Origin of the sequence: Simplicispira sp. 125 (genome assembly GCF_003096555.1) — a bacterium.
Lineage (GTDB): Bacteria > Pseudomonadota > Gammaproteobacteria > Burkholderiales > Burkholderiaceae_C > Simplicispira.
In genome coordinates this window covers 2,292,286-2,316,709 of record NZ_QEKM01000001.1, presented here as the reverse complement: position 1 = coordinate 2,316,709, position 24,424 = coordinate 2,292,286, and the positions used below count along the sequence as shown (strand labels likewise).

Sequence of the window (24,424 nt, the reverse complement as noted above, 5' to 3'; positions counted from 1 at the left end):
GCACGCCGTGGTGGGGGGGGCAGGCCGCCGGGCCGGGCTCCACCGGCATCACGCCGGCATGCTGTTGTGCTGGCGCCATTCGGCCGGGGTGTGCCCGGTCCAGAGCCTGAAGGCCCGGATAAAGCTCTTCTCGTTCTGGAAGCCTGCGGCCTGCGCGACCTGTTTGATCGGGCGCTGTGTGCGCAGCAGCAACTCGGTGGCGCGCTGGCGCCGTACTTCGTTTTTCAGTGCCTGGAGCGAGGCGCCTTCCTCCTTCAACTGGCGGTGCAGGGTGCGCGCAGACAGGTGGAGCAGTGCTGACAGGCTTTCGGCGTTGTGTGCCTCCAGTGGCTGGTTGGCCAAGGCCTGGCGTACGCGCTGCACCAGCAGGCGGTCGCGCCGGTACTGCAGCACGGTCAGCGGCAGTGCGCGCTGCAGCATCACGCGCAAGGCGGCCTCGTCGCGCTGCAAGGGCAGCGCCAGGTAGCGCGCATCGAACATGAAGGCGGCGGGCCCCGTGTCAAAGCGCACCGGGCCCGGGAAAAGTACGCCATAGGCGCCATGGTGCGCAGGCCGTGCCAGCGGAAACTGCGAGCCTTGCAGCGGAATGCGCGAATCGATCAGCCAGCAGGCCAGCCCATGGGCGTTGCGCAGCACCGATACCAGGCAAAACTCGTGCAGTGGCTGAAGGTCGCGGTGCGTGACGAGCGATAGCGTGGCCGTGTCCCCCATGCTGTCCAGGCGCAGGGTGATGTCATCCTGCAGCAGCCCATGGTGCCTGCACCAGCGCTGCAGCGCCACGCCCAATGTGGGCGAGCTGATGGAGGCGCGCGCCAGCATGCCGTAACTGCCCCAGGGCAGGCGGCGGCTGAACCACCCCAGGGCTTCGTCGTCCAGCGCCTGCATGGCCAGGCCCGAGAGGCGCTCGAACTGCCAGGCGGTGACGCGGGCCTCGGGGTTTTCCACTTCCTGTGGCGTAATTTGTGCCTGCTGGAGCAAAGCTTCGGCCTCCACGCCGGCGCGCTGGCAGGCCAGCACAATGGCTTGCACAAAGGCCATTGGCGTAGCGGCAGGTCCCGAGGGCAGTGCGGGTTGGGCCAGGGCAAGAGGGCGGGAGGGGGGGGGCAGGTTCACGCCAGAGAGTTTGCCGCAAATGTGGCGTGATTTGCAACCACGCTGGCAACCCCTCTGCCAGTGGGCAGCGTATTCTCGGGGTAGACCTTCGTGGCACGCATGACGCTGTAGCGTCCGGCCCCACCTTCCCCGCACTCCGGAAAGACCCTCCATGCCCGTTTTGCAGACCCAACTGAACGCCCGTTCGTCCGATTTTCTGACCAACGCCGCCGCCATGCGCACGCTGGTCGAAGACCTGAACGCCCACATTGCCCGCACCTTCGAGGGCGGCGGCGAGGCCGCACGCGCCAAGCATGTGGCGCGCGGCAAGCTGCTGCCGCGCGAGCGCGTGCAGATGCTGCTCGACCCGGGCACGCCCTTCCTGGAGCTGGCGCCGCTGGCCGCGCTGAACATGTACAACAACGACGCCCCCGGCGCGGGCATCATCGCAGGCATCGGGCGTGTGAGCGGTGTCGATTGCATGATCGTCTGCAACGACGCCACCGTGAAAGGCGGCACCTACTACCCCCTCACCGTCAAGAAGCACCTGCGCGCCCAGGAAGTGGCGCAGCAGAACCATCTGCCCTGTATTTACCTGGTGGACTCGGGCGGCGCGAACCTGCCCAACCAGGATGAGGTGTTTCCCGACCGCGATCACTTCGGCCGCATCTTCTTCAACCAGGCGAACATGAGCGCGCAGGGCATCGCGCAGATCGCCGTGGTCATGGGCAGTTGCACGGCGGGCGGCGCCTACGTGCCCGCGATGAGCGACGAATCCATCATCGTGAAGAACCAGGGCACCATCTTCCTGGGCGGCCCGCCGCTGGTCAAAGCCGCCACGGGCGAGGTTGTGACAGCCGAAGACCTGGGCGGTGGCGACGTGCATACGCGCCTGTCCGGTGTGGCCGACCATCTGGCGCAAAACGACATGCATGCCCTCAAGCTGGCACGCATGGCGATCAAGAATTTGAATAAAAACAAGGCTCCAGCGCCCGCAGACAGTGCGCCAATAGCTCCTCAATTTGCAGCAGAAGAGCTGTATGGCGTGATCCCGGTGGATACGCGCAAGCCTTTTGATGTGCGCGAAATCATCGCCCGCATCGTCGATGGCAGCGAGTTCGACGAGTTCAAGGCGCGCTACGGCACCACGCTGGTGACCGGCTTTGCACGCATCGAAGGCATGCAGGTGGGCATCATCGCCAACAACGGCATCCTGTTTTCTGAAAGCGCGCTCAAGGCCACGCACTTCATCGAGTTGTGCTGCCAGCGCAAGATTCCGCTGGTGTTCCTGCAGAACATCACCGGCTTCATGGTGGGCCGCAAGTACGAGAACGAAGGCATCGCGCGCAACGGCGCCAAGATGGTCACGGCCGTGGCCACGGCGAGTGTTCCGAAGTTCACCATCATCATCGGCGGCAGCTTTGGCGCGGGCAATTACGGCATGTGCGGCCGCGCCTACTCGCCCCGCTTTCTCTGGATGTGGCCGAACGCACGCATCAGCGTGATGGGGGGTGACCAGGCCGCTGGCGTGCTCGCCACCGTCAAGCGCGACGGCATCGAGCTGAAAGGCGGCCAGTGGAGCATGGAGGAAGAAGAAGCCTTCAAGGCCCCCATCCGCCGCCAGTACGAAGACCAGGGCCACCCCTACTACGCCACCGCCCGCCTGTGGGACGACGGCGTGATCGACCCGGCCGACACCCGCCGCGTGCTGGCGCTGGGCCTGGCGGCCACGCGCAATGCGCCGATCGAAGACACCAAGTTCGGCCTGTTCCGCATGTAACCCCCACAGGGAGCTGCCATGGACGCTGTTGCCCATTTCACCCAGCTTGCACGCTACAACGTGTGGGCCACGGCGCGCCTGCTCGATGCCGTGCGGGCGCTGCCGGAAGAGGCCTATCGGCGCGATGTGGGCCTGTTCTTCAAAAGCATCCACGGAACGCTCAACCACCTGCTGGTGGGCGAGCACCACCTGTGGTTCGTGCGCTTTGCCGACGGCATCTCGCCCAAGGTGGCGCTGGACGCCGAGCTGGAGAGCGACCGTGCGCAGTTGGATGCCCGGCTGCGCGAGGGCGCGGCCCGCTGGACGCCGCTGATAGCCTCGTTCAAGCCGGACCGCTGGAGCGGCACGCTCGACTACACCACCATGCGCGGCACAGCGGCATCGCTACCGTTTGCGGCCACGCTGGCGCATGTGTTCAACCACGGCACGCACCACCGGGGCCAGATCACCGCCGCATTGACTGCGCTGGGCCAGCCTTGCCCCGAGCTGGACCTTGTCTACTTCCTGCAAAACCCGTCCAAGCCATGAGCAGCCAAAACCTTTCCATCACCCAGACCGGCACCGTGGCGCGCATCACGCTCACGCAGCCCGAGATTCGCAACGCGTTCAGTGATGAGGTCATCGCCGAAATCACCGCCGCCTTCACCGAGGTAGGCAGCCGCGCTGATGTGCGCGCTGTGGTTCTGGCGGCTGAAGGCCCGGCCTTCTGCGCCGGTGCCAACCTGAACTGGATGCGCCGCATGGCCGACTACACGCGCGATGAAAACATCCAGGATGCGGGCAAGCTGGCCGAGATGCTGCGCGTGATCTACGAATGCCCCAAGCCAACAATAGCCCGCGTGCAGGGCGACGTGTACGCGGGCGGCATGGGCCTGGTGGCCGCGTGCGACATGGCCGTGGCGGTGGACACGGCGGGTTTCTGCCTCAGCGAAGTGAAGCTGGGCCTGATTCCGGCCACCATCAGCCCGTATGTGATCCGTGCCATGGGCGCACGCGCCGCGCACCGCTATTTCCTCACTGCCGAGCGCTTTGGTGCGGCCGAAGCCTTGCGCATCGGCTTTGTGCATGAGGTGGTGACTGTCGACCAGCTCGACGCCAAGGTCGATGAGTTGCTCAAGCAGCTGACCAGCGCCAGCCCCAACGCCGTGCGCGCGTGCAAGAAGCTGGTGATGGAGGTGGCCGAGCGCGAGATCAACGCCAGCCTGATTGCTGCCACGGTGCAGGGCATTGCCGATATTCGCGCCAGCAACGAAGGCAAGGAGGGCGTGCAGTCCTTCCTGCAAAAGCGCAAACCCGCGTGGGTGGCATGAGACACCCCCCTGTGGCGCTGCGCGCCTTCCCCCCTCTCTCGCCTCGCTGCGCGACGCGGGAGGGGGGACGCCGCCAACGCGGCGGGGCGGCCCTTGCGCGGCGGCCGCTGGCCTCGGCAGTGCGTGGTGGCATGGCCACGAACGATGCGCAGCCCAGTGGATGACGACCATGGACCAACTCTGGCTCGCCATCGTCCAGTGGCTCCACACCGTGGGGCTGCATGTGGACGCGGGCGCGGCGCGCAGCGTGGCCGAGGGTGCGGCGCGTGCCACGGCGCAGCTGGACATGCCGGGCCTGCTGGCGCTGGCAGCCGCGCTGGGCTGGGCCAGTGGTTTCCGGCTTTATGCCGTGGTGTTTCTGGTGGGCGGCATGGGTGCGGCGGGCTGGCTGGTCTTGCCGTCCGGGCTGCATGTATTGCAGCACCCGGCGGTGCTGATCGTCAGCGGGTTCATGCTGCTGGTCGAATTCTTCGCCGACAAGGTGCCATGGCTCGACAGTGCCTGGGATGTCCTGCACGCCGTCATCCGCGTGCCCGCTGGGGCCCTGCTGGCCGCTGGCGTGTTCGGTGCCGACAACGCCACCATGGCCGTGGCCGCCGGCCTGCTCGGCGGCTCGCTCTCGGCCACGGCGCTGGCGACCAAGATGACCACGCGCGCAGCGGTCAACACCTCGCCCGAGCCGTTTTCCAACTGGGGGCTGTCCTTCCTGGAAGACGGCCTGGTGGTGGCCGTGGTCTGGCTCGCCACGCAGTACCCGCTGTGGTTTGGCGTGGCGCTGGTGCTCATGCTCATCGTGTCGGCACTGTTGCTGGTGCTGCTGTTTTCGTTTCTGCGTGCGGTGATCGGCCGCGTGTCCCGTTTCTTTTCTGGTTCTCCTGGAGTGGCCTAAATGTTTACCAAAATCCTGATTGCTAACCGCGGCGAAAACGGCTGCGTAGCGGCCGTTTCAACAAATTGCTTGGCACGCGCAGCGTGCGCAGGCGATTTCAACGCGGAGAACTGCCATGTTTAAAAAGATCCTGATCGCAAACCGCGGTGAAATCGCCTGCCGAGTGGCCGCTACAGCACGCCGCATGGGCGTCAAGACCGTTGCCGTCTATTCCGACGCCGACGCCAATGCCAAGCATGTCGCCGTGTGCGACGAGGCCGTGCACATCGGCGGCAGCGCCCCCAAGGACAGCTACCTGTGCTGGGAACGCATCCTGGAGGCGGCCAAGGCCACGGGCGCACAGGCCATCCACCCCGGTTACGGGTTCCTCTCCGAGAACGAAGAGTTCGCGCAGGCCTGCCAGGACGCGGGCCTGGTCTTCATCGGCCCGCCGCCCTCGGCCATCAAGGACATGGGCCTCAAGGCCGAATCCAAGCAGCTCATGGAAAAGGCCGGTGTGCCCCTGGTGCCCGGCTACCACGGCGCCGACCAGGACCCCGCTTTGCTGCAGCGTGAGGCCGACCGTATTGGCTACCCGGTGCTCATCAAGGCCAGCGCGGGCGGCGGCGGCAAAGGAATGCGCGCCGTGGACAAGTCAGAAGACTTTGCCGCAGCCCTCGCCAGCTGCAAGCGCGAAGCCATCAACAGCTTTGGCGACGATGCCGTGCTGATTGAAAAATACGTGCAGCGCCCACGCCATATCGAAATCCAGGTGTTTGGCGATACGCTGGGCAACTATGTGTACCTGTTCGAGCGTGATTGCTCGGTGCAGCGCCGCCACCAGAAGGTGCTGGAAGAAGCCCCGGCGCCCGGCATGACGTCCGAGCTGCGCGCGCGCATGGGTGAGGCCGCAGTGGCGGCAGCACGTGCGGTGAACTACGTGGGCGCAGGCACGGTGGAATTCATCGTCGAGCAGCCCGGTGGCTACGAGCACCCCGAGCAGATGAAGTTCTTCTTCATGGAAATGAACACCCGCCTGCAGGTCGAGCACCCTGTCACCGAAGCCATCACCGGCCAGGACCTGGTGGAGTGGCAACTGCGCGTGGCTTCGGGCGAGCCGCTGCCGTGCCTGCAAGACCAGCTCAAGATCACCGGCCACGCCATCGAGGCGCGCATCTGCGCGGAGAACCCCGACAACAACTTCCTGCCCGCCACGGGCACGCTCCATGTCTATGGCTTGCCCGACTGCGTGACCTTCGAGCGCGGCGCAGTGCGTGTCGATTCCGGCGTGCGGCGCGGCGACGCCATCAGCCCGTTCTACGACTCCATGGTGGCCAAGCTCATCGTGCATGGCGACACGCGCGAACAGGCGCTGGCGCGGCTCGACGAGGCGCTGGCGCAGACCCATATCGTGGGCCTGGCCACCAACGTGCAGTTTTTGCGCCGTGTGGCGCGCACCGATTCGTTTGCCAAGGCCCAGCTTGATACTGGCCTGATTCCGCGCGAAGAGGCGGTGCTGTTCCATCAGGAACCCATTGGTCTGGCGCTGGCGGTGGCCTCAGCGGTGGCGCAAACGCTGCTGACCGAAGCGGCCCAGTCGGGCGCCGACCCCTTCAGCCGCCGCGATGGCTGGCGCTCGCACGGCCTGGTGCAGCGCCGCTTTGCGTTTGACTTCCATGGCGAACCTGCCCAGGCGCTACTGACCTACCAGCACGATGGCGCGCTGCATCTGGCCGTGGGCGAGGGTGCGGACCAGGTGGCGGGGTCATTGGCGTTTAAGGCGCAGGGCGCCGAGTGCATCGACCTGCAGTTTGCCGACCAACGCCGTACCGTCAGCGTCTACGCCCAGGGCGAGACGGAGCACATCTTTGCGGCGCACGGGGCGACCGAAATCATCGAAATTGACCTGCTCGCCCATGCCGGAGAAACCCAGCAGGAGGGCGGCCGCCTGACCGCGCCCATGCCGGGCAAGGTGGTGTCGTTTGCCGTGCAGGCGGGCGACAAGGTCACCAAGGGCCAGGCCCTGGCCGTGATGGAGGCCATGAAAATGGAGCACACCATCGCCGCACCGCAGGATGGTGTCGTGGCCGAGCTGCTCTACGCCCCGGGCGACCAGGTGACAGAAGGGTCCGAGCTGCTCAAGCTGGCCGCCGCATAAATGCACGGTGGCAGCGGGCGCGGTAGGCTCTTGGCATGAACATTACCTTCTGCTGTACCGGGATTGCGCCGCAGCCCTGGTTGCAGGGCCTGCAGGCCGCGCTGCCGGGCGCGGCCATCAGCCTCTGGCAGCCCGGTGCGCCCTGCGCCGATTACGCAGTGGTCTGGGCGCCGCCCCAGCCGTTTCTGGACGAACAACGGGGCCTCAAGGCCTTGTTCAATATCGGTGCGGGAGTGGACGCGCTGCTCAAGCTGCGTTTGCCGCCGAACGCCCTGGTGGTGCGGCTGGACGATGCGGGCATGGCCGTGCAGATGGCCGAGTACGTCTGTCATGCCGTCATTCGCCATTTTCGTGAATTCGATGCCTACGAAGCTGCCATGCACGCGGGCCAATGGGCCTTTCGCAAGCCGCGCCTGCGCCAGGATTTCCCCATCGGCGTGATGGGCCTGGGCGTGCTGGGCGAGCGGGTGGCCAAAGCGCTCGCACACTTCGATTTTCCGGTCAACGGCTGGAGCCGAAGCCCCAGGGCCATCGACGGCGTGCGCACCTTTGGTGGCGCCGCAGGCATGAACGATTTTCTGTCCGCCAGCCGCGTGCTGGTGAACCTGCTGCCGCTCACGCCCGAGACGGAAAACATCCTGAACCAGGGCACCCTGTCGCGTCTGCAGGCCGGTGGCTATGTCATCAACGTGGCGCGCGGCGCGCACCTGGTGGACGACGACTTGCTGGCGCTGCTGGACAGCGGCCATCTCGCTGGCGCCACGCTGGATGTGTTCCGCACCGAGCCGCTGCCTGCTCACCACCCGTTCTGGGGCCACCCCCGCATCACGCTGACGCCGCACACCTCGGCACGCACCCTGCGCGGCGAGAGCATCGCGCAGATTGTGGGCAAGATCGGCGCGTTGGAGCGTGGTGAATCCATTGGCGGTATCGTGGACCCTGTGCGTGGCTATTGAGCCGCCTGATTTTTTATCTTGAGAGTCTTGTGATGAATATTCCCTCCCGCGTCAAACTCATCGATGTCGGTCCGCGCGACGGCCTGCAGAACGAGAAATCCCCCGTACCGGCCGAAGTCAAGATCGAGCTGGTGCACCGCCTGCAAGCAGCCGGCCTGCAAGAGATCGAGGTCACCAGCTACGTCTCGCCCAAGTGGGTGCCGCAGATGGCCGACAACCACGCGGTCATGCAGGGCGTGCAGCGCCAGAGCGGCGTGCGCTACTCGGTGCTCACGCCCAATCTCCAAGGTTTTGAAGCCGCGCTGCGGGACCAGCCCGACGAAATCGTCGTCTTCGGCTCGGCCAGCGAGGCCTTCAGCCAGAAAAACATCAACTGCAGCATTGCCGAGAGCATCGAGCGCTTTGCGCCGGTGGTTGAGGCCGCGCTGGCCGCAGGCATTGCAGTGCGCGGCGCCATGAGCTGCACTGTGGGTTGCCCGTACGAAGGCGACATTGCCCCCGAGCGCGTGGCGTATCTGGCGGGGCTGCTCAAAGGCATTGGTGTTCAGCGCGTGGATGTGGCCGACACCATTGGTGTGGGCACGCCGCGCAAGGTGCAGCGCGCCATCGAGGCGGCGCTGGCGCACTTTGCCATCGATGAGGTATCGGGCCACTTCCACGACACCTACGGCCAGGCGCTGTCGAACACGCTGGCGGCGCTGGAGCTGGGCGTCTGGAACTTCCAGTCCTCCGTGGCGGGCCTGGGCGGCTGTCCCTATGCCAAGGGCGCCACGGGCAATGTGGCCACCGAGGACGTGGTGTACATGCTGCATGGCATGGGCATTGAGACGGGTATTGATCTGGACAAGCTCATCGACGCCGGGGCTTACATCAGCGGCTTTTTGGGCCGTAAACCCCACTCGCGTGCGGCAACGGCGCTGCTGAACAAGCGCGCAGGTTGACCGGCATGTGTGGATCTGAATTGAAAAACCTGCCCGAAGGCGTGCAGCGCGTTGCGATGGCGCTGCAGGCGGCAGGGCACCCACATGCGCCCCGCATGCTGGACGATGCCTGCCGCACGGCGCAGCAGGCGGCCGATGTGTTGGGCATCCTGGTGGGCCAGGTGGCCAAGAGCATCATCTTTCGCCGCAAGAGTGACGATGCGGCGGTGCTGGTGATCGCTTCGGGCGACCGGCGCGTGGACGAGAAAAAGGTCGAGGCCCAGGTGGGCAAGATCGGCCGGGCCGATGCCGAATTTGTAAAAACGCGCACGGGGTTCTCGATCGGTGGTGTTTCACCCGTCGCGCACGCCACGCCGCCTGTCACGCTGATCGACCGGGACCTGTTGCGCTTTGATGTGGTGTGGGCGGCAGCCGGGCACCCGCATGGCGTGTTCCCGCTGTACCCCGGCGATCTGCAGCGGCTGACGGGCGCGCCAGTGATGGATGTGGTGCAGGAGCCGGTCAGATCATGAATGCTACAGAAGCAATAGCTGCTCGCGCTCGCCTGTTGGGCGCTGCAGGCTATTTTGATCAAAATTCTGATGAGGTGGTGCCTTCGCCTTGCATCTCGGTGTGCCGCATGGCGCCAGATGGGGGCCTCTGTGAAGGGTGCTTTCGCACGGTGGCAGAAATCCGCGCATGGTCGCTGGCGGATGGCGACCAGCGCATGGCGATCTGGGCGCGGCTTGCGCAGCGCGCAGGGATGCCTTTCCCTCCGTGCAATGACGCAATCCCCTGAGGCGCCAGCGCAGCGGGGCGGCCCTTGCGCGGTGGCCGCTGGCCTGGGCCGTGCCGGTTTCATACGCAGTGCGCGGGAAGCCAACGCCATGAAAAATTGACACGAGGAGTGACCCATGAAGCACATCGTTTTCCACCTGGACTTTGTCTCGCCCTACGCCTGGCTCGCCTTTGAGCGCCTGCCCGATGTCCTGGAAGGCCTGAGCTACAGCGTCGAATACCGCCCGGTGCTGCTCGGCGCCTTGCTGCAGAAACATGGCAATCCTGGGCCTGCAGGCATTGCCCCCAAGCGCGACTGGACCTACCGCCACGCGATGTGGCTGGGCCATTCGCTGGGGGTGGATACGCACATGCCCGCGCGCCATCCGTTCAACCCGCTCCCCCTGCTGCGCCAGGCGCTGGCCTGCAGCCGGGACGGCAGCATCAACCGCTTTGTGGCGGGTACGGTGCTGCGCCATGTCTGGCAGGGCGGGCACGATGCGCTGGATGCGCAGCGCCTGACGCAGCTCGCCGCCGAGCTGGCGCCCCAGTTGCAGCCCGACGATAGCGACGGCGCACGGGCCAAGGCGCTGCTGCGCAGCAATACCGATGCCGCCGCTGCGTGCGGTGTGTTCGGCGTGCCCGCGTTGGAGGTCGATGGCAAAGTCTTCTGGGGCTACGACAGTCTGCCCATGCTGCGCGCCTACCTGGAGGGTGACACCTGGTTCGACACCCACTGGGACGCGGCTGCAAGCGTGGCGCAAGGCCTGCCGGGTTGAATGGCAGGGCCGCAGTGCTCTGTGGCGCCGCCCGTGACTGCCTGCCATGCCCAATGCTTTTCACTTTTCAGCCTCGCCCTTTGACTGCCTGACCGCGGACGAGCAGCGCCTGGTGCGCGCCAGCGTGGACATTGCCTATTTCCCTGAAGGTGCCGTGGTGCTGGAGGTGGGGGCGGTGCCCACCCATCTGTTCATCCTCATCAAGGGCTATGTCACGCAGACCGAGGGGGACGAAGTGCTGGCCACCTATGGCCCCGACGACAGCTTTGACGGGCGCGGCCTGGTTGCAGGGCGCGCCAGCAGTCGTTTCGTGGCCACCGGGGAGGTGGTCGCCTACCAGCTTGCGCGCGAGGCGGTCAACGAGCTGATCGCGCGCAACACCACCTTTGGCGCGCTGCTTTTTTCCGATATCGGGCACAAGCTCAGCGTGCTCGCACAGCGGCCAGACCAGCACCAGCGCCAGTCGCTCACCCTGGCCCGCGTGGACGAAGCCTATTTGCGCCCGGCGCATACGGTGGGCGCAGACTGCGACATCGTCACGGTGGTACAGCTGTTTCAGGCGCAGCGCACCACCAGCGTGCTGGTCACCGGGCTGGCGGGCGGGCTGGGCATTTTCACCAACACCACGCTGCAGCGCGCCATTCTGGATGGGCGTCCGCTGACCGAACTGGCCGTGGGCGAACTCGCCAGCAGCCCGGTGGTTACCGTGCGCGCGTCCGACACGCTGGGTGACGCCATGGCGCTGTTGCTGCGTGTGCGCGTACACCGCCTCGTGGTGCTGGGCGAGGGCGCGCAGGTGCTGGGCATTCTGGAGGCGCTGGACCTGTTCAGTTTCCTGGCCAACCACTCGCACCTGATCACGGTGCAGATCGAGCAAGCCCCGGATCTGGAAACCCTGGCCCAGGCGGCCGGGCAGATCACGCGGCTGATCGGGGCGCTGTACCGCAGCGGGACGCGCATCGGCCTCATGGCCAAACTGGTGCAGCAGCTCAATGCCCGCCTGTTCGAACGTGCCTGGGCCATGGTCGCACCAGCCGAACTGGTGGTCCACAGCTGCCTGCTGGTGATGGGCAGCGAGGGCCGTGGTGAGCAATTGCTCAAGACCGACCAGGACAACGGTCTCCTGCTGCGCGACGGTTACAGCCCGCCGCCCGATCTGCAGGCGATCTGCCAGCGCTATTCCGATGTACTGGCGCGCTTTGGCTACCCCGAATGTCCTGGGCACATCATGCTCAACAACCCCGCCTGGCGCGGCACGGCCAGCGAATTCACACAGCGCGCCCGCCAGTGGCTGCTGCTGCCCGAGGCCGACAGTCTGATGAACCTGGCCATCTTTCTGGACGCGCATGCCGTGGCCGGTGACGGCACTTTGCTGGATCAGGTGCGCCGCGGCCTGATGGCGGTGGCCACGGACAACGACGCCCTGGTCGCGCGTTTTGCGTCTGCCGTGGAGCAGTTTGGCGGTGCCGCTGGCTGGTGGACCCGCCTTCTGGGCCTGGGCCACGAGGCCCGCCAGATCAACTTGAAGAAGGCGGGCATCTTCCCCATCGTGCATGGCGTGCGCAGCCTGGCATTGGTGCGGCAGGTGGCCGCCACCGGAACCGCCGAGCGGGTGGCCGCCCTCGTGGCCGATGGAACGCTGGACGCCGCGCTGGGTCAGGAGCTGATGCAGAGCCTGCACTTCCTGATGGGGCTGCGCCTGCAGGCGGGGCTGGCTGAAATCGACACCCACCGCACTGTCACAGGCAACGTAGACCCGCAGCTTCTGAGCAGCCTGGAGCGTGATCTGCTCAAGGATGCGCTAGCCGTGGTCAAGCGCTTCAAGGCGTTGCTGCACCAGCGTTTGCGGCTGGACTTGCTGTGATTCCATTTCTAAACCATCCGTGTCGTTGTTGCTTCGCCTTGCCGTGCCACAGCACTGATCGTAGGCTTCGCGCCTAGGAGTCTGTCGGGCTTGGAGCGTCGAAAGCGAGAATCGGCCCCAGCGAGGACAGTTTTTGCCGGATTTGCAGCCCCATAGCCCGGCTATGGGGTAAAAAGACGGTGAAAAATGGACCGCTGCGGTCGATTCGCAGCCGACGATTGCCAAGTCCGACAGACTCCTAGACACGAATGATTTAGAAACAGAATGAGCTGGCTGGCGCAGCCAGAAGGGTCGCGAGCGGCGCAGGCTTTGATGTCGGAAAAATTTGCTTCAAGAGCTTATTGGGTAAGCGCTAATAGCTATAAAAATAAGAGCAAAAAAACCGGGTGCAAGGCCCGGTCGTGGTGGGCGCAGCGGCCAGGCCGCCACGCCAAGGGCTTGCGCCCCATCGTCTGTCAGTGGCCCGATGCGCCGGAGGCGCCCAGGCCGGTTTCCGAGCGCACTTGCTGTGCCGGGAAGGCGGCGCGTTCGCGCGCTGCGTTGGCGCTCTTGTCGGTGATCGAGAAGAGCCAGATGCCGACGAAACCGATGGTCATCGAGAACAGCGCGGGCGAGGTGTACGGGAACCAGGCCGAACCGGCGGGGTTCCCCAGCGTGCCTTCCCACACCGAGGGCGAGACGATGGTCAGGCCCACCGACGAGATCAGGCCAAGGAAGCCGCCAATCACCGCGCCGCGCGTGGTGCAGTTCTTCCACAGCACCGAGAGGAACAGCACAGGAAAGTTGGCCGAAGCCGCGACGGCGAACGCCAGCGACACCATGAAGGCGATGTTCTGCTTTTCAAAGGCAATGCCCAGAACCACCGCCACCACACCCAGGCACAGGGTGGTGATACGCGAAACCTTCAACTCCGAGGCGCTGTCGGCCTTGCCCTTTTTGATCAGCGTGGCGTAGATGTCGTGCGACACGGCCGAGGCGCCCGAAAGCGTCAGGCCTGCCACCACGGCCAGGATGGTGGCAAACGCCACGGCAGAGATAAAACCGTAGAACACGTTGCCGCCGACCGACTTGGCCACCAGCACTGCCGCCATGTTGGCCGTACCCGCGCCGCCGTGGATGACACCCTTGACGACGTCTGCCATCTCGGGGTTGGTCAGCACCATGGTGATGGCGCCAAAGCCGATGATGAAGATCAGCACGTAGAAGTAACCAATCCAGGTCGTGGCCCACAGCACCGACTTGCGCGCCTGCTTGGCATCGGGCACGGTGAAGAAGCGCATCAGGATGTGCGGCAAACCTGCCGTGCCGAACATCAGCGCCATGCCGAACGAGATGGCCGAGATGGGGTCCTTGATGAAGCCCCCTGGGCCCATGATGGACAGACCCGCCTTGGCCGCTTCTTCCGGCGTCTTGCCGGTGTTGGCGGCAATGGCCGTGCGTACTTTGACGCCATCGGCAAACAAGGCCTCGGGGCTGAAGCCGTAGTGGGACAGCACCATGAAGGCCATGAAGGTCACGCCCGCCAGCAGCAGGCAGGCCTTGATGATCTGCACCCAGGTGGTGGCGGTCATGCCGCCGAACAGCACGTAGACCATCATCAGTGCGCCGACGATGACCACCGCCATCCAGTATTCCAAGCCAAACAGCAGCTTGATGAGCTGGCCCGCGCCGACCATTTGTGCGATCAGGTAAAAGGCCACAACCACCAGCGTGCCTGACGCCGCAAACGCGCGGATGGGGCCCTGCTGGAAGCGGTAACCCGCCACGTCGGCAAAGGTGAACTTGCCCAGGTTGCGCAGGCGCTCGGCCATCAGGAAGGTGATGATGGGCCAGCCCACCAGGAAGCCGATGGAATAGATCAGCCCGTCATAGCCCGAGGCCATGACCGCTGCGGAAATGCCCAGGAACGAAGCGGCCGACATGTAGTCGCCCGCAATGGCCAGGCCGTTCTGGAATCCGGTGATGCCGCCGCCCGCCGTGTAGAAGTCGGACGCTGACTTGGTTTTTGCAGCGGCCCACTTGGTGATCCAGAGCGTGCCGGCGACAAAGGCGCCAAACATGCCGATGGCTGTCCAGTTGGTGGCCTGTTTGGCCGCTTGGCCCAGGTCGGCCCCGGCGGCATGTGCGGCACCCGTGGCCAGCAAGGCCAGCAGCACCAGCAAGCTGGCCCGGTGTGTGTGAAGGGTGTTCATTTGCTTGCGTCTTTCAGGATGTCTTTGGTCAGAGCATCAAATTCGCCGTTGGCACGGCGCACATAGATCCCGGTGATCACGATGGTGAAAACGATCACGCCCATGCCAATGGGAATGCCCAGCGAGGTCACACCCGCCCCGATGGGTTGCGCAAGAAACTGTTTGTCAAATGCGATCAGCGCGATGTAGCCGTAGTACACGAGCAGCATCAGCAGTGTGAGAAAAATGCCCAAGCGGTTGCGTTTGGTGCGCAACTCCAGGTACTTGGGGTGGTTTTGGACTTTGGTGACCACAGGATCGTTCATGGTTGTCTTTCTGAGGGAATCGATGCGGAGCTGCTGAAAAATCAGAAGACGCGCTGCGCACCGGTTCTGATTCTGCAAACGGTGCTGACCAAGTGCTTACGCGGTGCCGCACATGCCCGCCTGGAGAGCCTTTGCAGGCCATTGGCTGATCGGTTTTTGCGCGCCTTCCATGACCGATCCAGGGCTCGAATTTCCGCATGGAGAAACTGCAATAACGGGTTACTACCTAGCTTGTAAGTACCGCGGCAGTTTGCTGTCAAGTTCTGCAAGAACCGTGTAAGTGCGGCGTTAGCACTGGAGTCGATAGTGCGTGCATAAAAATATTTTTCACTTGCCAGTGATTACAAAAAATTGCAGGAGACAAGAGCATGGCAAGTACGCATCAGGGGCCTGAACCGATGACACGCGATGAGGCACGCGTCATCTTCGCCTCGTCGCTGGGCACCGTGTTCGAGTGGTACGACTTCTACCTCTACGGCGCGCTGGCCACCATCCTGGCCCGCCAGTACTTCAGCGCACTCGATAGCGGGTCTGCTTTTCTGTTTGCGTTGCTGGCGTTTGCGGCGGGGTTCGTTGTGCGGCCTTTTGGCGCCCTGCTGTTTGGCCGCCTGGGCGATTTGATCGGGCGTAAATACACCTTTCTGGTCACGATCCTCATCATGGGTCTGGCCACCTTCGCCGTGGGGCTGCTGCCTTCCTACGACAGCATTGGTGTGGCGGCGCCGGTGGTGCTGATCGGGCTGCGCCTGCTGCAGGGCCTGGCACTGGGGGGTGAATACGGCGGCGCCGCCGTGTACGTGGCCGAGCACGCACCGCAGGGCCGTCGAGGCACCTACACCGCCTGGATACAGACCACCGCCACGCTGGGCCTGCTGATGGCTTTGCTGGTGGTGATGGGCACGCGCACGGTGTTGGGCGAGCACGATTTTTCGGACTGGGGCTGGCGCATTCCGTTCCTGGTCTCCATCGTGCTGTTGGGCATTTCGGTATGGATTCGGCTGGCGCTGGCTGAAACACCGGCCTTCCAGCGCATGAAGGCGCGCGGGCGCGGTTCGCGCGCACCGGTAGCCGAATCGTTTGGCCAGTGGAAGAACCTGAAGCTGGCCTTGCTGGCGCTGGGTGGGCTGACGGCGGGGCAGGCGGTGGTCTGGTACACGGGGCAGTTTTATGCGCTGTTCTTCCTGACCCAGCAGCTGCAGGTAGATGCCACTGCTGCGCAGCTCATGCTGGCGGTGGCGCTGCTGCTGGGTACACCGTTCTTCATCGTGTTTGGCGCGCTGTCAGACCGCGTGGGCCGCAAGCCCGTCATTCTGCTGGGCTGCGCTTTGGCTGCGGCCACGTATTTCCCTGTTTTCCAGGCGCTGTCGGTGGCGGCCAACCCGGCGCTGGCCGCCGCCCAGGAGCGCAGCCAGGTCGTGGTGGTGGCCGACCCGGCCGACTGCTCCTTCCAGTTCAACCCCACCGGCGCTGCGCGTTTCACCAGCCCGTGCGACAGGGCCAAGCAGGTGCTGGCGACGCATTCGGTGCACTATGCGAACGAGGCGCAGTCGGTCGATGGCAGCGCCCTGGTACGGATTGGCCCCATGGAAATCGTCCTGCAATCCAGCGCGGGCCAGAGCGCTGCCGAAACGCGCAAGCGCGACAGGGCCTTCCACGAGGCCGTGGCCGCTGCCCTGGCCGCGCAGGGCTACCCTCGCCAGGCCGACCCCGAGGCCATGAATCGGCCCATGGTGGTGGCCCTTCTTTTCTACCTGATGCTGCTGGTGACCATGGTCTACGGTCCCATTGCCGCGGCGCTGGCCGAGATGTTCCCCACACGCATCCGCTACACCTCGATGAGCCTGCCGTACCACATCGGCAACGGCTGGTTTGGCGGGCTGCTGCCGCCCATGGCGTTTGCCATCGTGGCGCAGACGGGAGACATTTACAGCGGGCTGTGGTACCCGGTGCTGATCGCCGGGGCCACGGTGGTGATCGGTGCGCTCGGCCTGCGTGAAACGCGCGGGATAGACATGTATGCCGACGATTGACGGCGACCCAGGCCATCAGCGGCGGAAGTGTCCGTCCGGTCCAATGATCGACAGGTCGGAAAAATCCAGGCCCGAATGGTCGTCTGCGGTGTAGCTCAGCGAGAGGCCGCCCAGGTCGAACTTGCGGAACGACTCCAGCGCATCGTGCAGGCGGGCGCGTGTGGGGTTGGGGCCGGCGCGGCGCAGCGCTTCAACCAGTACCTTGGCGTTGGTAAAGCCTTCCAGCATGGCGGGCGTGAGGTCGATCTTGGCCTCACGCGCCAGTGTGGCGGCCTCCCGCACCAGCGGGTAGGTGACGGAGCGCTCTGAGGGGAACACCTGCGTCACCACCACGCCGCGTGAGTGCTCGCCCAGGGCCTTGACGAAGCCGCCCGAGGCGTTGTTCGACAGCGTGACGATCTGTCCCGTCACACCTGCGGCGCGCAGCGCCTTGATGCCGTCCACTACCGCCGACCCGGTGCCGATGAAAATCACCGCCTGCGGGTTCTGCTGGGCGACCTGGGGCGCCATGGCGCTGAAGTCGGGCTTGGCGCGGTCAAACTTCTCGACAAACAGGGCCTTCTGCTGGTTCTCCTGAAAGCCGGCCAATGCACCGGCCAGGGCGTCGGCGCCAAAGGTGTCGTCCACGTGGACGACGCCAATGCGCTGCACCCCCAGCGTGGCCAGGTGGCCAATGGCCTTTTTCACCTCGCGTTGGTAGGGGGCGCGTACGTTGAAGATGTATTTCTGCACCGGCCGGTGCAGCACCATGGCCCCGGTGGAGGGACCGATCAGCGGTACCCCCGATTCGTCCAGCAGCCCGATGATCCCCTGGGTGTGCGGTGTGCCGCGCGTCATGAACAGTGCCAGCACATTCTTGTCCGTGATCAGCGTGCGCGCATTGGCCAGCGTGAGCTTGGGGTCGAACTGGTCGTCGAGCGTCAGGATTTCGACCTTCTGCCCACCCACCCCGCCTTTTGCATTGACGTGGTTGATATAGAGCGCCGCACCCCCCATGGATTCCTTCACGGTAGCGGCGGCCGAACCGGTCACGCCCACGGTCTGTCCAATCAGCAACTGGGCATGGCTGGTGGTGCACAGGCCCAGCACCAGAAGGGCGCCTGCCCACAATGTTGACCAGGGTTTCATGGCAAATCCTCGCGTGTGAAGAGTAAGCCCCGAGTCTAAGCCGGTGCCCGGCAGAACCTGACCGCACTTTGCATGGGTAATCCAGATACGGCAGCAGGACTGTTGCTTGCTCCCTAGAATGTTTGGCCTCACCCCCGAAAGACCGCTCCATGACCCAGGGACAGATCCGCATCCGCGGCGCGCGACAGCACAACCTCAAGGATCTGGATCTGGATATCCGGACCGGCGAACTCACGGTGGTTACCGGCCCCAGTGGCTCGGGCAAGTCCAGCCTGGTGTTCGACACCTTGTACGCCGAGGGCCAGCGCCGCTATGTGGAAACCTTCAGCGCCTATGCGCGGCAGTTTCTCGACCGCATGGACAAGCCCGCCGTGGACAAGGTGGAAGGCGTGCCTCCGGCCATCGCCATCGACCAGACCAACCCGGTGCGCAGTTCGCGCTCTACCGTGGGCACGATGACGGAGCTGAACGACCACCTCAAGCTGTTGTTTGCGCGGGCCGCCCAGCTGTTTGACCGCCAGACCGCCCAGCCCGTACGGCACGACTCTCCCGAGACCATCTACGCCGAGCTCCAGAGGCGCGCGCAAGCGGACGATCCCCGCCTAGTGGTGACGTTTCCGGTTGAACTTCCCGCCAACACCAGCGCCGAGCAACTGGCGCAGTGGTTGTCGGCCAGTGGCTTTACCAAAATCCAGGCAGAGCGTGACGTCGAGGGTGTGACGAGCGAAGCGTCGGGCCGCCCCAAGCAAGCGAGCGCCCCCTCGGGGGGCAGTGAACCCCACGCAGTGGGGAGCGTGGGGGCCGTCAAGATTCTCGACGTCGTGGCGGACCGCTTTCGTATCGGCACGGTGGAGAGTGCGCGCGCCATTGAGGCGATTGAAGTCGCCCTCAAGCGCGGCAGTGGGCGCATGAACGTGTACCGGCTCAGGGATGAAGACGCCCCCGAGGTGTGGAAATTCTCCACCGGCCTGCACTGCCCCGACAGCGATCTGCGCTACAGCGAACCGCTGCCGTCCATGTTCTCTTTCAATTCAGCGGCAGGGGCCTGCGACACCTGCCGGGGTTTTGGCCGCGTGATCGGGGTGGACTACGGCCTAGTCATTCCGGACGAGAAGAAGACGCTGCGCACGGGCGCGATCAAGGCCATCCAGACGCCGGCATGGAAAGAATGCCAGGATGACCTGATGCGCCATGCAGAAACCGCGGGCATCCCGCGCGATACCTCGTGGCACCGGCTGACCCCCGAGCAAAAGCACTGGGTGATCGAAGGCTCGCCCCACTGGAACGGCAAGTGGAACCAGCAGTGGTACGGTATCAAGCGTTTCTTTGAGTACCTGGAGACCAAGGCCTACAAGATGCACATCCGTGTGCTGCTGTCCAAGTACCGCAGCTACACGCCGTGCCCGGTGTGCGCAGGCGCGCGCCTCAAGACCGATAGCCTGCTCTGGCGCATCGGCAGCAAAGAGAACGCCGACACCGTGCTCGACCCCGCGAAACGCTTCATGCCCCAGGGCGTGCAGTGGACACGCGCGCAGCTCGAAGCCCTGCCAGGCCTGTGCCTGCACGACCTGATGCTGCTGCCCATCGACCGTTTGCGCCAGTTCTTCGAGCGTATGGCCGCGAGTGCGGACATGTTGAATGCTCCTGAAAAAATAGCTGGTGACGCTCTTTCTATGAGCGTTGCAGGCCATTTTGATAGAAAAGATACCGCCGCCACGGGAGAGGTCCAGGCGCTCAAGCTCCTGCACGGGGAAATCGGCACGCGCCTGAAATACCTCAGCGATGTGGGTATCGGCTACCTCACGCTGGACCGGCAAAGCCGCACGCTCTCGGGCGGCGAGGTGCAGCGCATCAACCTCACCACGGCGCTGGGCACTTCGCTGGTCAACACCTTGTTTGTGCTGGACGAGCCTAGCATCGGCCTGCACCCGCGCGACATGCACCGCATCACCCAGGCCATGCTGCGCCTGCGCGATGCGGGCAACACCCTGGTGGTGGTCGAGCACGACCCGGCCGTCATGCTGGCGGCCGACCGCGTGCTCGACTTTGGCCCCGGCCCCGGCGAGCGCGGCGGGTATATCGTGTTCGATGGCACGCCCGACGCGCTGCGCAGCGCCGACACCCTTACCGGCCAGTACCTGGGCGGGCGCAAACACGTGGGCCAGCCCTTTGCGCGCCGCGTGACGGATTCCACGCCACGCCTGATCCTCGAAGGCGCGCGCGAGCACAACCTGCAGAACGTGTCGGTCGAATTCCCGCTGCAGCGCCTCGTCACCGTGACGGGTGTCAGCGGCTCGGGCAAGTCCAGCCTGATCCAGGACGTGCTGGCCCCGGCGCTCATGCGCCACTTTGGCAAGGCCACCGACACCCCGGGCGCACACGACCGCCTGCTGGGCGCCGACCACCTGAGCGACGTGGTGTTTGTCGACCAGTCGCCCATTGGCAAGACGGCGCGCTCCAACCCCGTCAGCTACGTGGGCGCGTGGGATGCCGTGCGGGAATTGTTCGCCTTGGCGCCGCTGGCCCGCCAGCGCGGCTACACCCAGACCAAGTTCAGCTTCAACAACGGCGACGGGCGTTGCCCCACCTGCGGCGGCTCGGGCTTCGAGCATGTGGAGATGCAGTTCCTCAGCGACGTCTACCTGCGCTGCCTCGACTGCGACGGCAAGCGCTACCGCCCCGAGATCCTTGAAGTGACCATCGAGCGCGGCGTGCGCCGTCTGAACGTGGCCGATGTGCTCGACCTCACGGTGAGCGAGGCCATCGCCCTGTTTGCGGGTGACCGCGATGTGCTGCGTGCGCTGCAGCCGATTGCCGAAGTGGGGCTGGAATACGTCAAGCTGGGCCAGCCCGTGCCCACGTTGTCGGGCGGCGAGGCCCAGCGCCTCAAGCTGGCCGGTTTTCTGGCCGAGGCGGCGCGCTCGCAGGCCAAGTCGCGCCAGATGCTGGCGCGCAAGGGCACGCTGTTTTTATTCGACGAGCCCACCACCGGCCTGCACTTTGACGACATCGCCAAACTGATGCGCGCCTTTGGGCGGCTGCTCGATGCCGGGCATTCGCTCATCGTCATCGAGCACAACCTGGACGTGATTGGCGCCAGTGACTGGCTGATCGACCTGGGCCCCGAGGGCGGTGAAGCCGGGGGCTGGGTGGTGGCCCAGGGGTCGCCCGCCGATGTGCGCGAGCACCCCCACTCGCACACGGGCGCAGCCCTGCGCGATTACGCCCAGGCCATTGGCGCGGCAGGTGCCCCGGGCCATGCGGTGCACGAGAAAACGTCGCTGCTATTGAAAGAAGAGCTGGCGGCGCGCTCCCTGAAAGCGCGAAAGGCCAAAAACAGCATAGAAATCATCAACGCCCGCGAACACAACCTGCGCTCTTTGAGCGTGGAGATCCCGCGCGGCCAATTCAACGTCATCACCGGCGTCAGCGGTTCGGGCAAGTCCACGCTGGCGTTCGACATTCTGTTCAACGAAGGCCAGCGCCGCTACCTCGAATCCCTCAACGCCTATGCGCGCTCCATCGTGCAACCCGCAGGGCGGCCCGAGGTGGATGCCGTCTACGGCATTCCGCCCACGGTGGCCATCGAGCAGCGCCTGAGCCGGGGCGGGCGCAAGAGCACCGTGGGCACCACCACCGAGGTCTGGCACTACCTGCGGCTGCTCTACGTCAAGCTGGGGGTGCAGCACTGCACGCGCGATGGTGCGGCGGTGCAGCCGCAAACGCCCGACGGCATTGCCGCGCAGTTGCTGAAGAACTTCCGGGGCCAGCACATCGGCCTGCTCGCACCCCTGGTGGTGGCGCGCAAGGGCGTCTACACCGAGCTGGCCGACTGGGCGCGCCCGCGCGGCCACACCCACCTGCGGGTGGATGGCGAGTTTCTGCCCACCAGCGGTTTCCCGCGCCTGGACCGTTTCAAGGAGCACTCCATCGAGCTGCCCGTGATGAGCCTGGACGTCTCGCCCGCCAACGAGCCGCTGCTGCGCACGGCGCTGGCGCAGGCGCTCACGCACGGCAAGGGCGTGGTGCAGGTGCTCTCGCACCTGAACAGCCTGCGCGAAGCCATGGCGGCGGGCAGCTCTACCGCAGGCATCGGGCGTGTGCAGACGTTCTCGGCCAAACGCGCCTGCCCGGTGTGCAGTACCAGTTATGCCGAGCTGGACCCGCGCCTGTTCTCCTACAACAGCAAGCACGGCTGGTGCCCCGACTGCGTGGGCACGGGCGTCAAACTGACCAAGGAGCAGCGCAAGGTGTTCGACGACTCGGTGCTGGCCGACGACCAGAAAGGCCGTGAGCAAACCTTTGCCGAACCCGAGGTGGACGACGTGCAGGATGCCGCCTGCCCCACCTGCGAAGGCACGCGCCTCAATGCCACGGCACGCGCCGTGCGTTTTGGCGCCGATGCGGCCACGGGCCACCCGGGCTGGGCCATCACGGATATTGCACGCCTGTCGGTCAGCGACATCCGTGCCTGGGTGCAGCAGCTGGCGCTGAGCGGGCGCGAGGCGGACATCGCACGCGACCTCATCCCCGAGATCAAGGGCCGCCTCGAATTTCTGGAAGAAGTGGGCCTGGGCTACCTCACCCTCGACCGGGGCGCGCCCACGCTCAGCGGTGGCGAGGCCCAGCGCATCCGCCTGGCCGCGCAGCTGGGCAGCAACCTGCAAGGCGTGTGCTACGTGCTCGACGAGCCCACGATTGGCCTGCATGCGCGCGACAACCAGATTTTGCTGCGTGCCCTGCACCAGCTCAGCAGCAAGGGCAACACCCTGGTGGTGGTGGAGCACGACGAAGACACCATCCGCGCGGCCGACCATGTGATCGACATCGGCCCCGGCGCCGGCAAGCGCGGTGGCACGCTGGTGGCGCAAGGCACGGTGCAGGACGTGACCGCTGCCGAGCATTCACAAACGGGCCGCTACCTGCTGCACGCCATGCGCCATCCGCTGCAATTGCGCCGTAGCATGGAAGTGAATGCTCCTAAATTAATAGCTAACAGCGCTTTGCCAGAAAGCGCTGGAGGCCAAAAAGACCTTCAGTCCATCGGGCCCGCCCACTGGCTGGTTGTGCAGGGCGCGTACCTGCACAACCTGCACCAGGTGACGGCCCGCGTGCCGCTGCAGCGCCTGGTGGCGGTGACGGGCGTCAGCGGCTCGGGCAAATCCACGCTGGCGCGCGACGTGCTGCTGGCCAACGTGCAGGCCTGGGTGCAGCAGCGCAGTACCAAGGCCGGGCGCGATGCCATGGATGCGGGCAAGGCTCCTGCGCTGGTGGGTTGCTTGGGTTTATCGGGCTTCGAAACCATCGACCGCGTGCTCGAAGTGGACCAGACGCCGATTGGCAAAACGCCGCGCAGCTGCCCCGCCACCTATATCGGCTTCTGGGACACGGTGCGCAAGCTGTTCGCCGAAACCCTGGAGGCCAAGGCGCGCGGCTATGCCGCAGGGCGCTTCTCCTTCAACACCGGCACGGGCCGCTGCGCCACCTGTGAGGGCCAGGGCATCCGCACCATCGCCATGAGCTTTCTGCCCGACGTGAAAGTGCCCTGCGAAGCCTGCCACGGCGCGCGCTTCAACCCCGAGACCCTGGCCGTCACCTGGCGCGGCAAGAGCATTGGCGACGTGCTGCAGATGGAGGTGGACGAGGCCGTCGCGTTCTTCGCCAGCATGCCCGCCATAGCGCACCCGCTGCAACTGCTCAAGGACGTGGGCCTGGGCTACCTCACGCTGGGCCAGCCCAGCCCCACACTGAGCGGCGGCGAGGCGCAGCGTATCAAGCTCGTGACCGAACTCACCAAGGTGCGCGACGAAATAGGGCGGCGCGGCCAGAAGGCGCCACACACCTTCTATGTGCTGGATGAACCCACCGTGGGCCTGCACATGGCCGACGTGGACAAGCTCATCCGCGTGCTGCACCGGCTGGTCGATGGCGGGCACAGCGTGGTGGTGATCGAGCACGACCTTGATGTCATCGCCGAGGCCGACTGGGTCATCGACCTGGGCCCCGAAGGCGGGCGAGAAGGAGGACGCATCGTGGCCGCGACCACCCCCGAAGCCTTGGTGAGCCTGGGAACGCATACCGGCGTGGCGCTGGCTCCGGTGCTGGCGCGCTGAGCGGGCTGCTCCATCGCGTTTTTTTTATGGGTGGCCGAGCAACGTCAACTTTTTGGCGGAGTGATGTGCTTTTGGGGTGTCAAAAATAATAGCTGCTGACGCTTGACCAATAAGTGTTAGAGGCCTATTTTTCTTGAAATTTCTCGCCCCCA

At 65.3% G+C, this 24,424-nt stretch carries 17 protein-coding genes; 13 read left to right on the top strand and 4 right to left on the bottom strand.

Annotated elements, in window-relative coordinates:
- Positions 1–48: 48 nt before the first annotated feature.
- Entirely contained in the window at positions 49–1,038 is a 990-nt protein-coding gene (locus C8D04_RS10860) for an AraC family transcriptional regulator (protein ID WP_116004862.1), read from the bottom strand.
- Positions 1,039–1,264: 226 nt separating this feature from the next.
- Between C8D04_RS10860 and C8D04_RS10855 the strand changes: the two genes are divergently transcribed.
- The 11 genes from C8D04_RS10855 (at position 1,265) to C8D04_RS10800 (ending at position 12,504) form a co-directional block, all read left to right on the top strand.
- The gene (locus tag C8D04_RS10855) at positions 1,265–2,872 is read left to right on the top strand and encodes a carboxyl transferase domain-containing protein (RefSeq protein WP_116004861.1); all 1,608 of its coding nucleotides are present in this window, start codon (positions 1,265–1,267) and stop codon (positions 2,870–2,872) included.
- An 18-nt stretch (positions 2,873–2,890) separates the two neighbouring features.
- Entirely contained in the window at positions 2,891–3,400 is a 510-nt protein-coding gene (locus tag C8D04_RS10850; RefSeq protein WP_116004860.1) for a DinB family protein, read from the top strand.
- On the top strand, positions 3,397–4,182 hold the full coding sequence (locus C8D04_RS10845; protein WP_116004859.1) for an enoyl-CoA hydratase/isomerase family protein: 786 nt from the start codon (positions 3,397–3,399) through the stop codon (positions 4,180–4,182). The genes C8D04_RS10850 and C8D04_RS10845 overlap by 4 nt, the downstream gene beginning before the upstream one ends.
- A 169-nt stretch (positions 4,183–4,351) precedes the next feature.
- Positions 4,352–5,071, top strand: coding sequence for a DUF4126 domain-containing protein (locus tag C8D04_RS10835; RefSeq protein WP_116006140.1), 720 nt, complete (start codon positions 4,352–4,354; stop codon positions 5,069–5,071).
- Positions 5,072–5,186: 115 nt separating this feature from the next.
- Positions 5,187–7,208 (top strand): acetyl/propionyl/methylcrotonyl-CoA carboxylase subunit alpha, encoded by a 2,022-nt coding sequence (locus C8D04_RS10830; RefSeq protein ID WP_116004858.1) that lies wholly within the window; start codon positions 5,187–5,189, stop codon positions 7,206–7,208.
- A gap of 35 nt (positions 7,209–7,243) precedes the next feature.
- Positions 7,244–8,164 carry a glyoxylate/hydroxypyruvate reductase A gene (locus C8D04_RS10825; protein ID WP_116004857.1) on the top strand — a complete coding sequence of 307 codons (921 nt, stop codon included), beginning with the start codon at positions 7,244–7,246 and terminating at the stop codon, positions 8,162–8,164.
- 32 nt (positions 8,165–8,196) lie between these two features.
- On the top strand, positions 8,197–9,105 hold the full coding sequence (locus tag C8D04_RS10820; protein ID WP_116004856.1) for a hydroxymethylglutaryl-CoA lyase: 909 nt from the start codon (positions 8,197–8,199) through the stop codon (positions 9,103–9,105).
- A 5-nt stretch (positions 9,106–9,110) separates the two neighbouring features.
- Positions 9,111–9,617, top strand: coding sequence for a YbaK/EbsC family protein (locus C8D04_RS10815; protein WP_116004855.1), 507 nt, complete (start codon positions 9,111–9,113; stop codon positions 9,615–9,617).
- Positions 9,614–9,883, top strand: coding sequence for a DUF1289 domain-containing protein (locus tag C8D04_RS10810; RefSeq protein WP_116004854.1), 270 nt, complete (start codon positions 9,614–9,616; stop codon positions 9,881–9,883). Before C8D04_RS10815 ends, C8D04_RS10810 begins: the two co-directional genes overlap by 4 nt.
- A 115-nt stretch (positions 9,884–9,998) precedes the next feature.
- The gene (locus tag C8D04_RS10805) at positions 9,999–10,640 is read left to right on the top strand and encodes a 2-hydroxychromene-2-carboxylate isomerase (RefSeq protein ID WP_116004853.1); all 642 of its coding nucleotides are present in this window, start codon (positions 9,999–10,001) and stop codon (positions 10,638–10,640) included.
- Between the two features lie 46 nt (positions 10,641–10,686).
- Positions 10,687–12,504 carry a DUF294 nucleotidyltransferase-like domain-containing protein gene (locus C8D04_RS10800; RefSeq protein ID WP_116004852.1) on the top strand — a complete coding sequence of 606 codons (1,818 nt, stop codon included), beginning with the start codon at positions 10,687–10,689 and terminating at the stop codon, positions 12,502–12,504.
- Between the two features lie 455 nt (positions 12,505–12,959).
- On the opposite strand, the gene C8D04_RS10795 is transcribed toward C8D04_RS10800, so the two are convergent.
- Together C8D04_RS10795 and C8D04_RS10790 are read right to left on the bottom strand one after the other, a co-directional pair.
- Positions 12,960–14,696: a cation acetate symporter gene (locus C8D04_RS10795; RefSeq protein ID WP_116004851.1), complete on the bottom strand. Its 1,737-nt coding sequence runs from the start codon at positions 14,694–14,696 to the stop codon at positions 12,960–12,962.
- Positions 14,693–15,001 carry a DUF485 domain-containing protein gene (locus C8D04_RS10790; protein ID WP_116004850.1) on the bottom strand — a complete coding sequence of 103 codons (309 nt, stop codon included), beginning with the start codon at positions 14,999–15,001 and terminating at the stop codon, positions 14,693–14,695. The genes C8D04_RS10795 and C8D04_RS10790 overlap by 4 nt, the downstream gene beginning before the upstream one ends.
- A 368-nt stretch (positions 15,002–15,369) precedes the next feature.
- On the opposite strand from C8D04_RS10790, the gene C8D04_RS10785 reads away from it, so the two are divergent.
- On the top strand, positions 15,370–17,031 hold the full coding sequence (locus C8D04_RS10785; RefSeq protein WP_116004849.1) for an MFS transporter: 1,662 nt from the start codon (positions 15,370–15,372) through the stop codon (positions 17,029–17,031).
- Between the two features lie 15 nt (positions 17,032–17,046).
- Here C8D04_RS10785 and C8D04_RS10780 read toward each other — a convergent pair whose 3' ends face one another.
- Positions 17,047–18,159: an ABC transporter substrate-binding protein gene (locus C8D04_RS10780; RefSeq protein WP_116004848.1), complete on the bottom strand. Its 1,113-nt coding sequence runs from the start codon at positions 18,157–18,159 to the stop codon at positions 17,047–17,049.
- Positions 18,160–18,308: 149 nt separating this feature from the next.
- Here C8D04_RS10780 and uvrA point away from each other — a divergent pair, with 149 nt between their 5' ends.
- The gene (gene uvrA / locus C8D04_RS10775) at positions 18,309–24,272 is read left to right on the top strand and encodes an excinuclease ABC subunit UvrA (protein ID WP_116004847.1); all 5,964 of its coding nucleotides are present in this window, start codon (positions 18,309–18,311) and stop codon (positions 24,270–24,272) included.
- The last annotated feature ends 152 nt before the right edge of the window (positions 24,273–24,424 follow it).

What these genes read in the sequence shown, in the direction of transcription:
- C8D04_RS10860 (WP_116004862.1), bottom strand. Translation starts at nt 1,038, where the DNA reads ATGGCCTTTGTGCAAGCCATTGTGCTGGCCTGCCAGCGCGCCGGCGTG.
- C8D04_RS10855 (WP_116004861.1), top strand. Translation starts at nt 1,265, where the DNA reads ATGCCCGTTTTGCAGACCCAACTGAACGCCCGTTCGTCCGATTTTCTG.
- C8D04_RS10850 (WP_116004860.1), top strand. Translation starts at nt 2,891, where the DNA reads ATGGACGCTGTTGCCCATTTCACCCAGCTTGCACGCTACAACGTGTGG.
- C8D04_RS10845 (WP_116004859.1), top strand. Translation starts at nt 3,397, where the DNA reads ATGAGCAGCCAAAACCTTTCCATCACCCAGACCGGCACCGTGGCGCGC.
- C8D04_RS10835 (WP_116006140.1), top strand. Translation starts at nt 4,352, where the DNA reads ATGGACCAACTCTGGCTCGCCATCGTCCAGTGGCTCCACACCGTGGGG.
- C8D04_RS10830 (WP_116004858.1), top strand. Translation starts at nt 5,187, where the DNA reads ATGTTTAAAAAGATCCTGATCGCAAACCGCGGTGAAATCGCCTGCCGA.
- C8D04_RS10825 (WP_116004857.1), top strand. Translation starts at nt 7,244, where the DNA reads ATGAACATTACCTTCTGCTGTACCGGGATTGCGCCGCAGCCCTGGTTG.
- C8D04_RS10820 (WP_116004856.1), top strand. Translation starts at nt 8,197, where the DNA reads ATGAATATTCCCTCCCGCGTCAAACTCATCGATGTCGGTCCGCGCGAC.
- C8D04_RS10815 (WP_116004855.1), top strand. Translation starts at nt 9,111, where the DNA reads ATGTGTGGATCTGAATTGAAAAACCTGCCCGAAGGCGTGCAGCGCGTT.
- C8D04_RS10810 (WP_116004854.1), top strand. Translation starts at nt 9,614, where the DNA reads ATGAATGCTACAGAAGCAATAGCTGCTCGCGCTCGCCTGTTGGGCGCT.
- C8D04_RS10805 (WP_116004853.1), top strand. Translation starts at nt 9,999, where the DNA reads ATGAAGCACATCGTTTTCCACCTGGACTTTGTCTCGCCCTACGCCTGG.
- C8D04_RS10800 (WP_116004852.1), top strand. Translation starts at nt 10,687, where the DNA reads ATGCCCAATGCTTTTCACTTTTCAGCCTCGCCCTTTGACTGCCTGACC.
- C8D04_RS10795 (WP_116004851.1), bottom strand. Translation starts at nt 14,696, where the DNA reads ATGAACACCCTTCACACACACCGGGCCAGCTTGCTGGTGCTGCTGGCC.
- C8D04_RS10790 (WP_116004850.1), bottom strand. Translation starts at nt 15,001, where the DNA reads ATGAACGATCCTGTGGTCACCAAAGTCCAAAACCACCCCAAGTACCTG.
- C8D04_RS10785 (WP_116004849.1), top strand. Translation starts at nt 15,370, where the DNA reads ATGGCAAGTACGCATCAGGGGCCTGAACCGATGACACGCGATGAGGCA.
- C8D04_RS10780 (WP_116004848.1), bottom strand. Translation starts at nt 18,159, where the DNA reads ATGAAACCCTGGTCAACATTGTGGGCAGGCGCCCTTCTGGTGCTGGGC.
- uvrA (WP_116004847.1), top strand. Translation starts at nt 18,309, where the DNA reads ATGACCCAGGGACAGATCCGCATCCGCGGCGCGCGACAGCACAACCTC.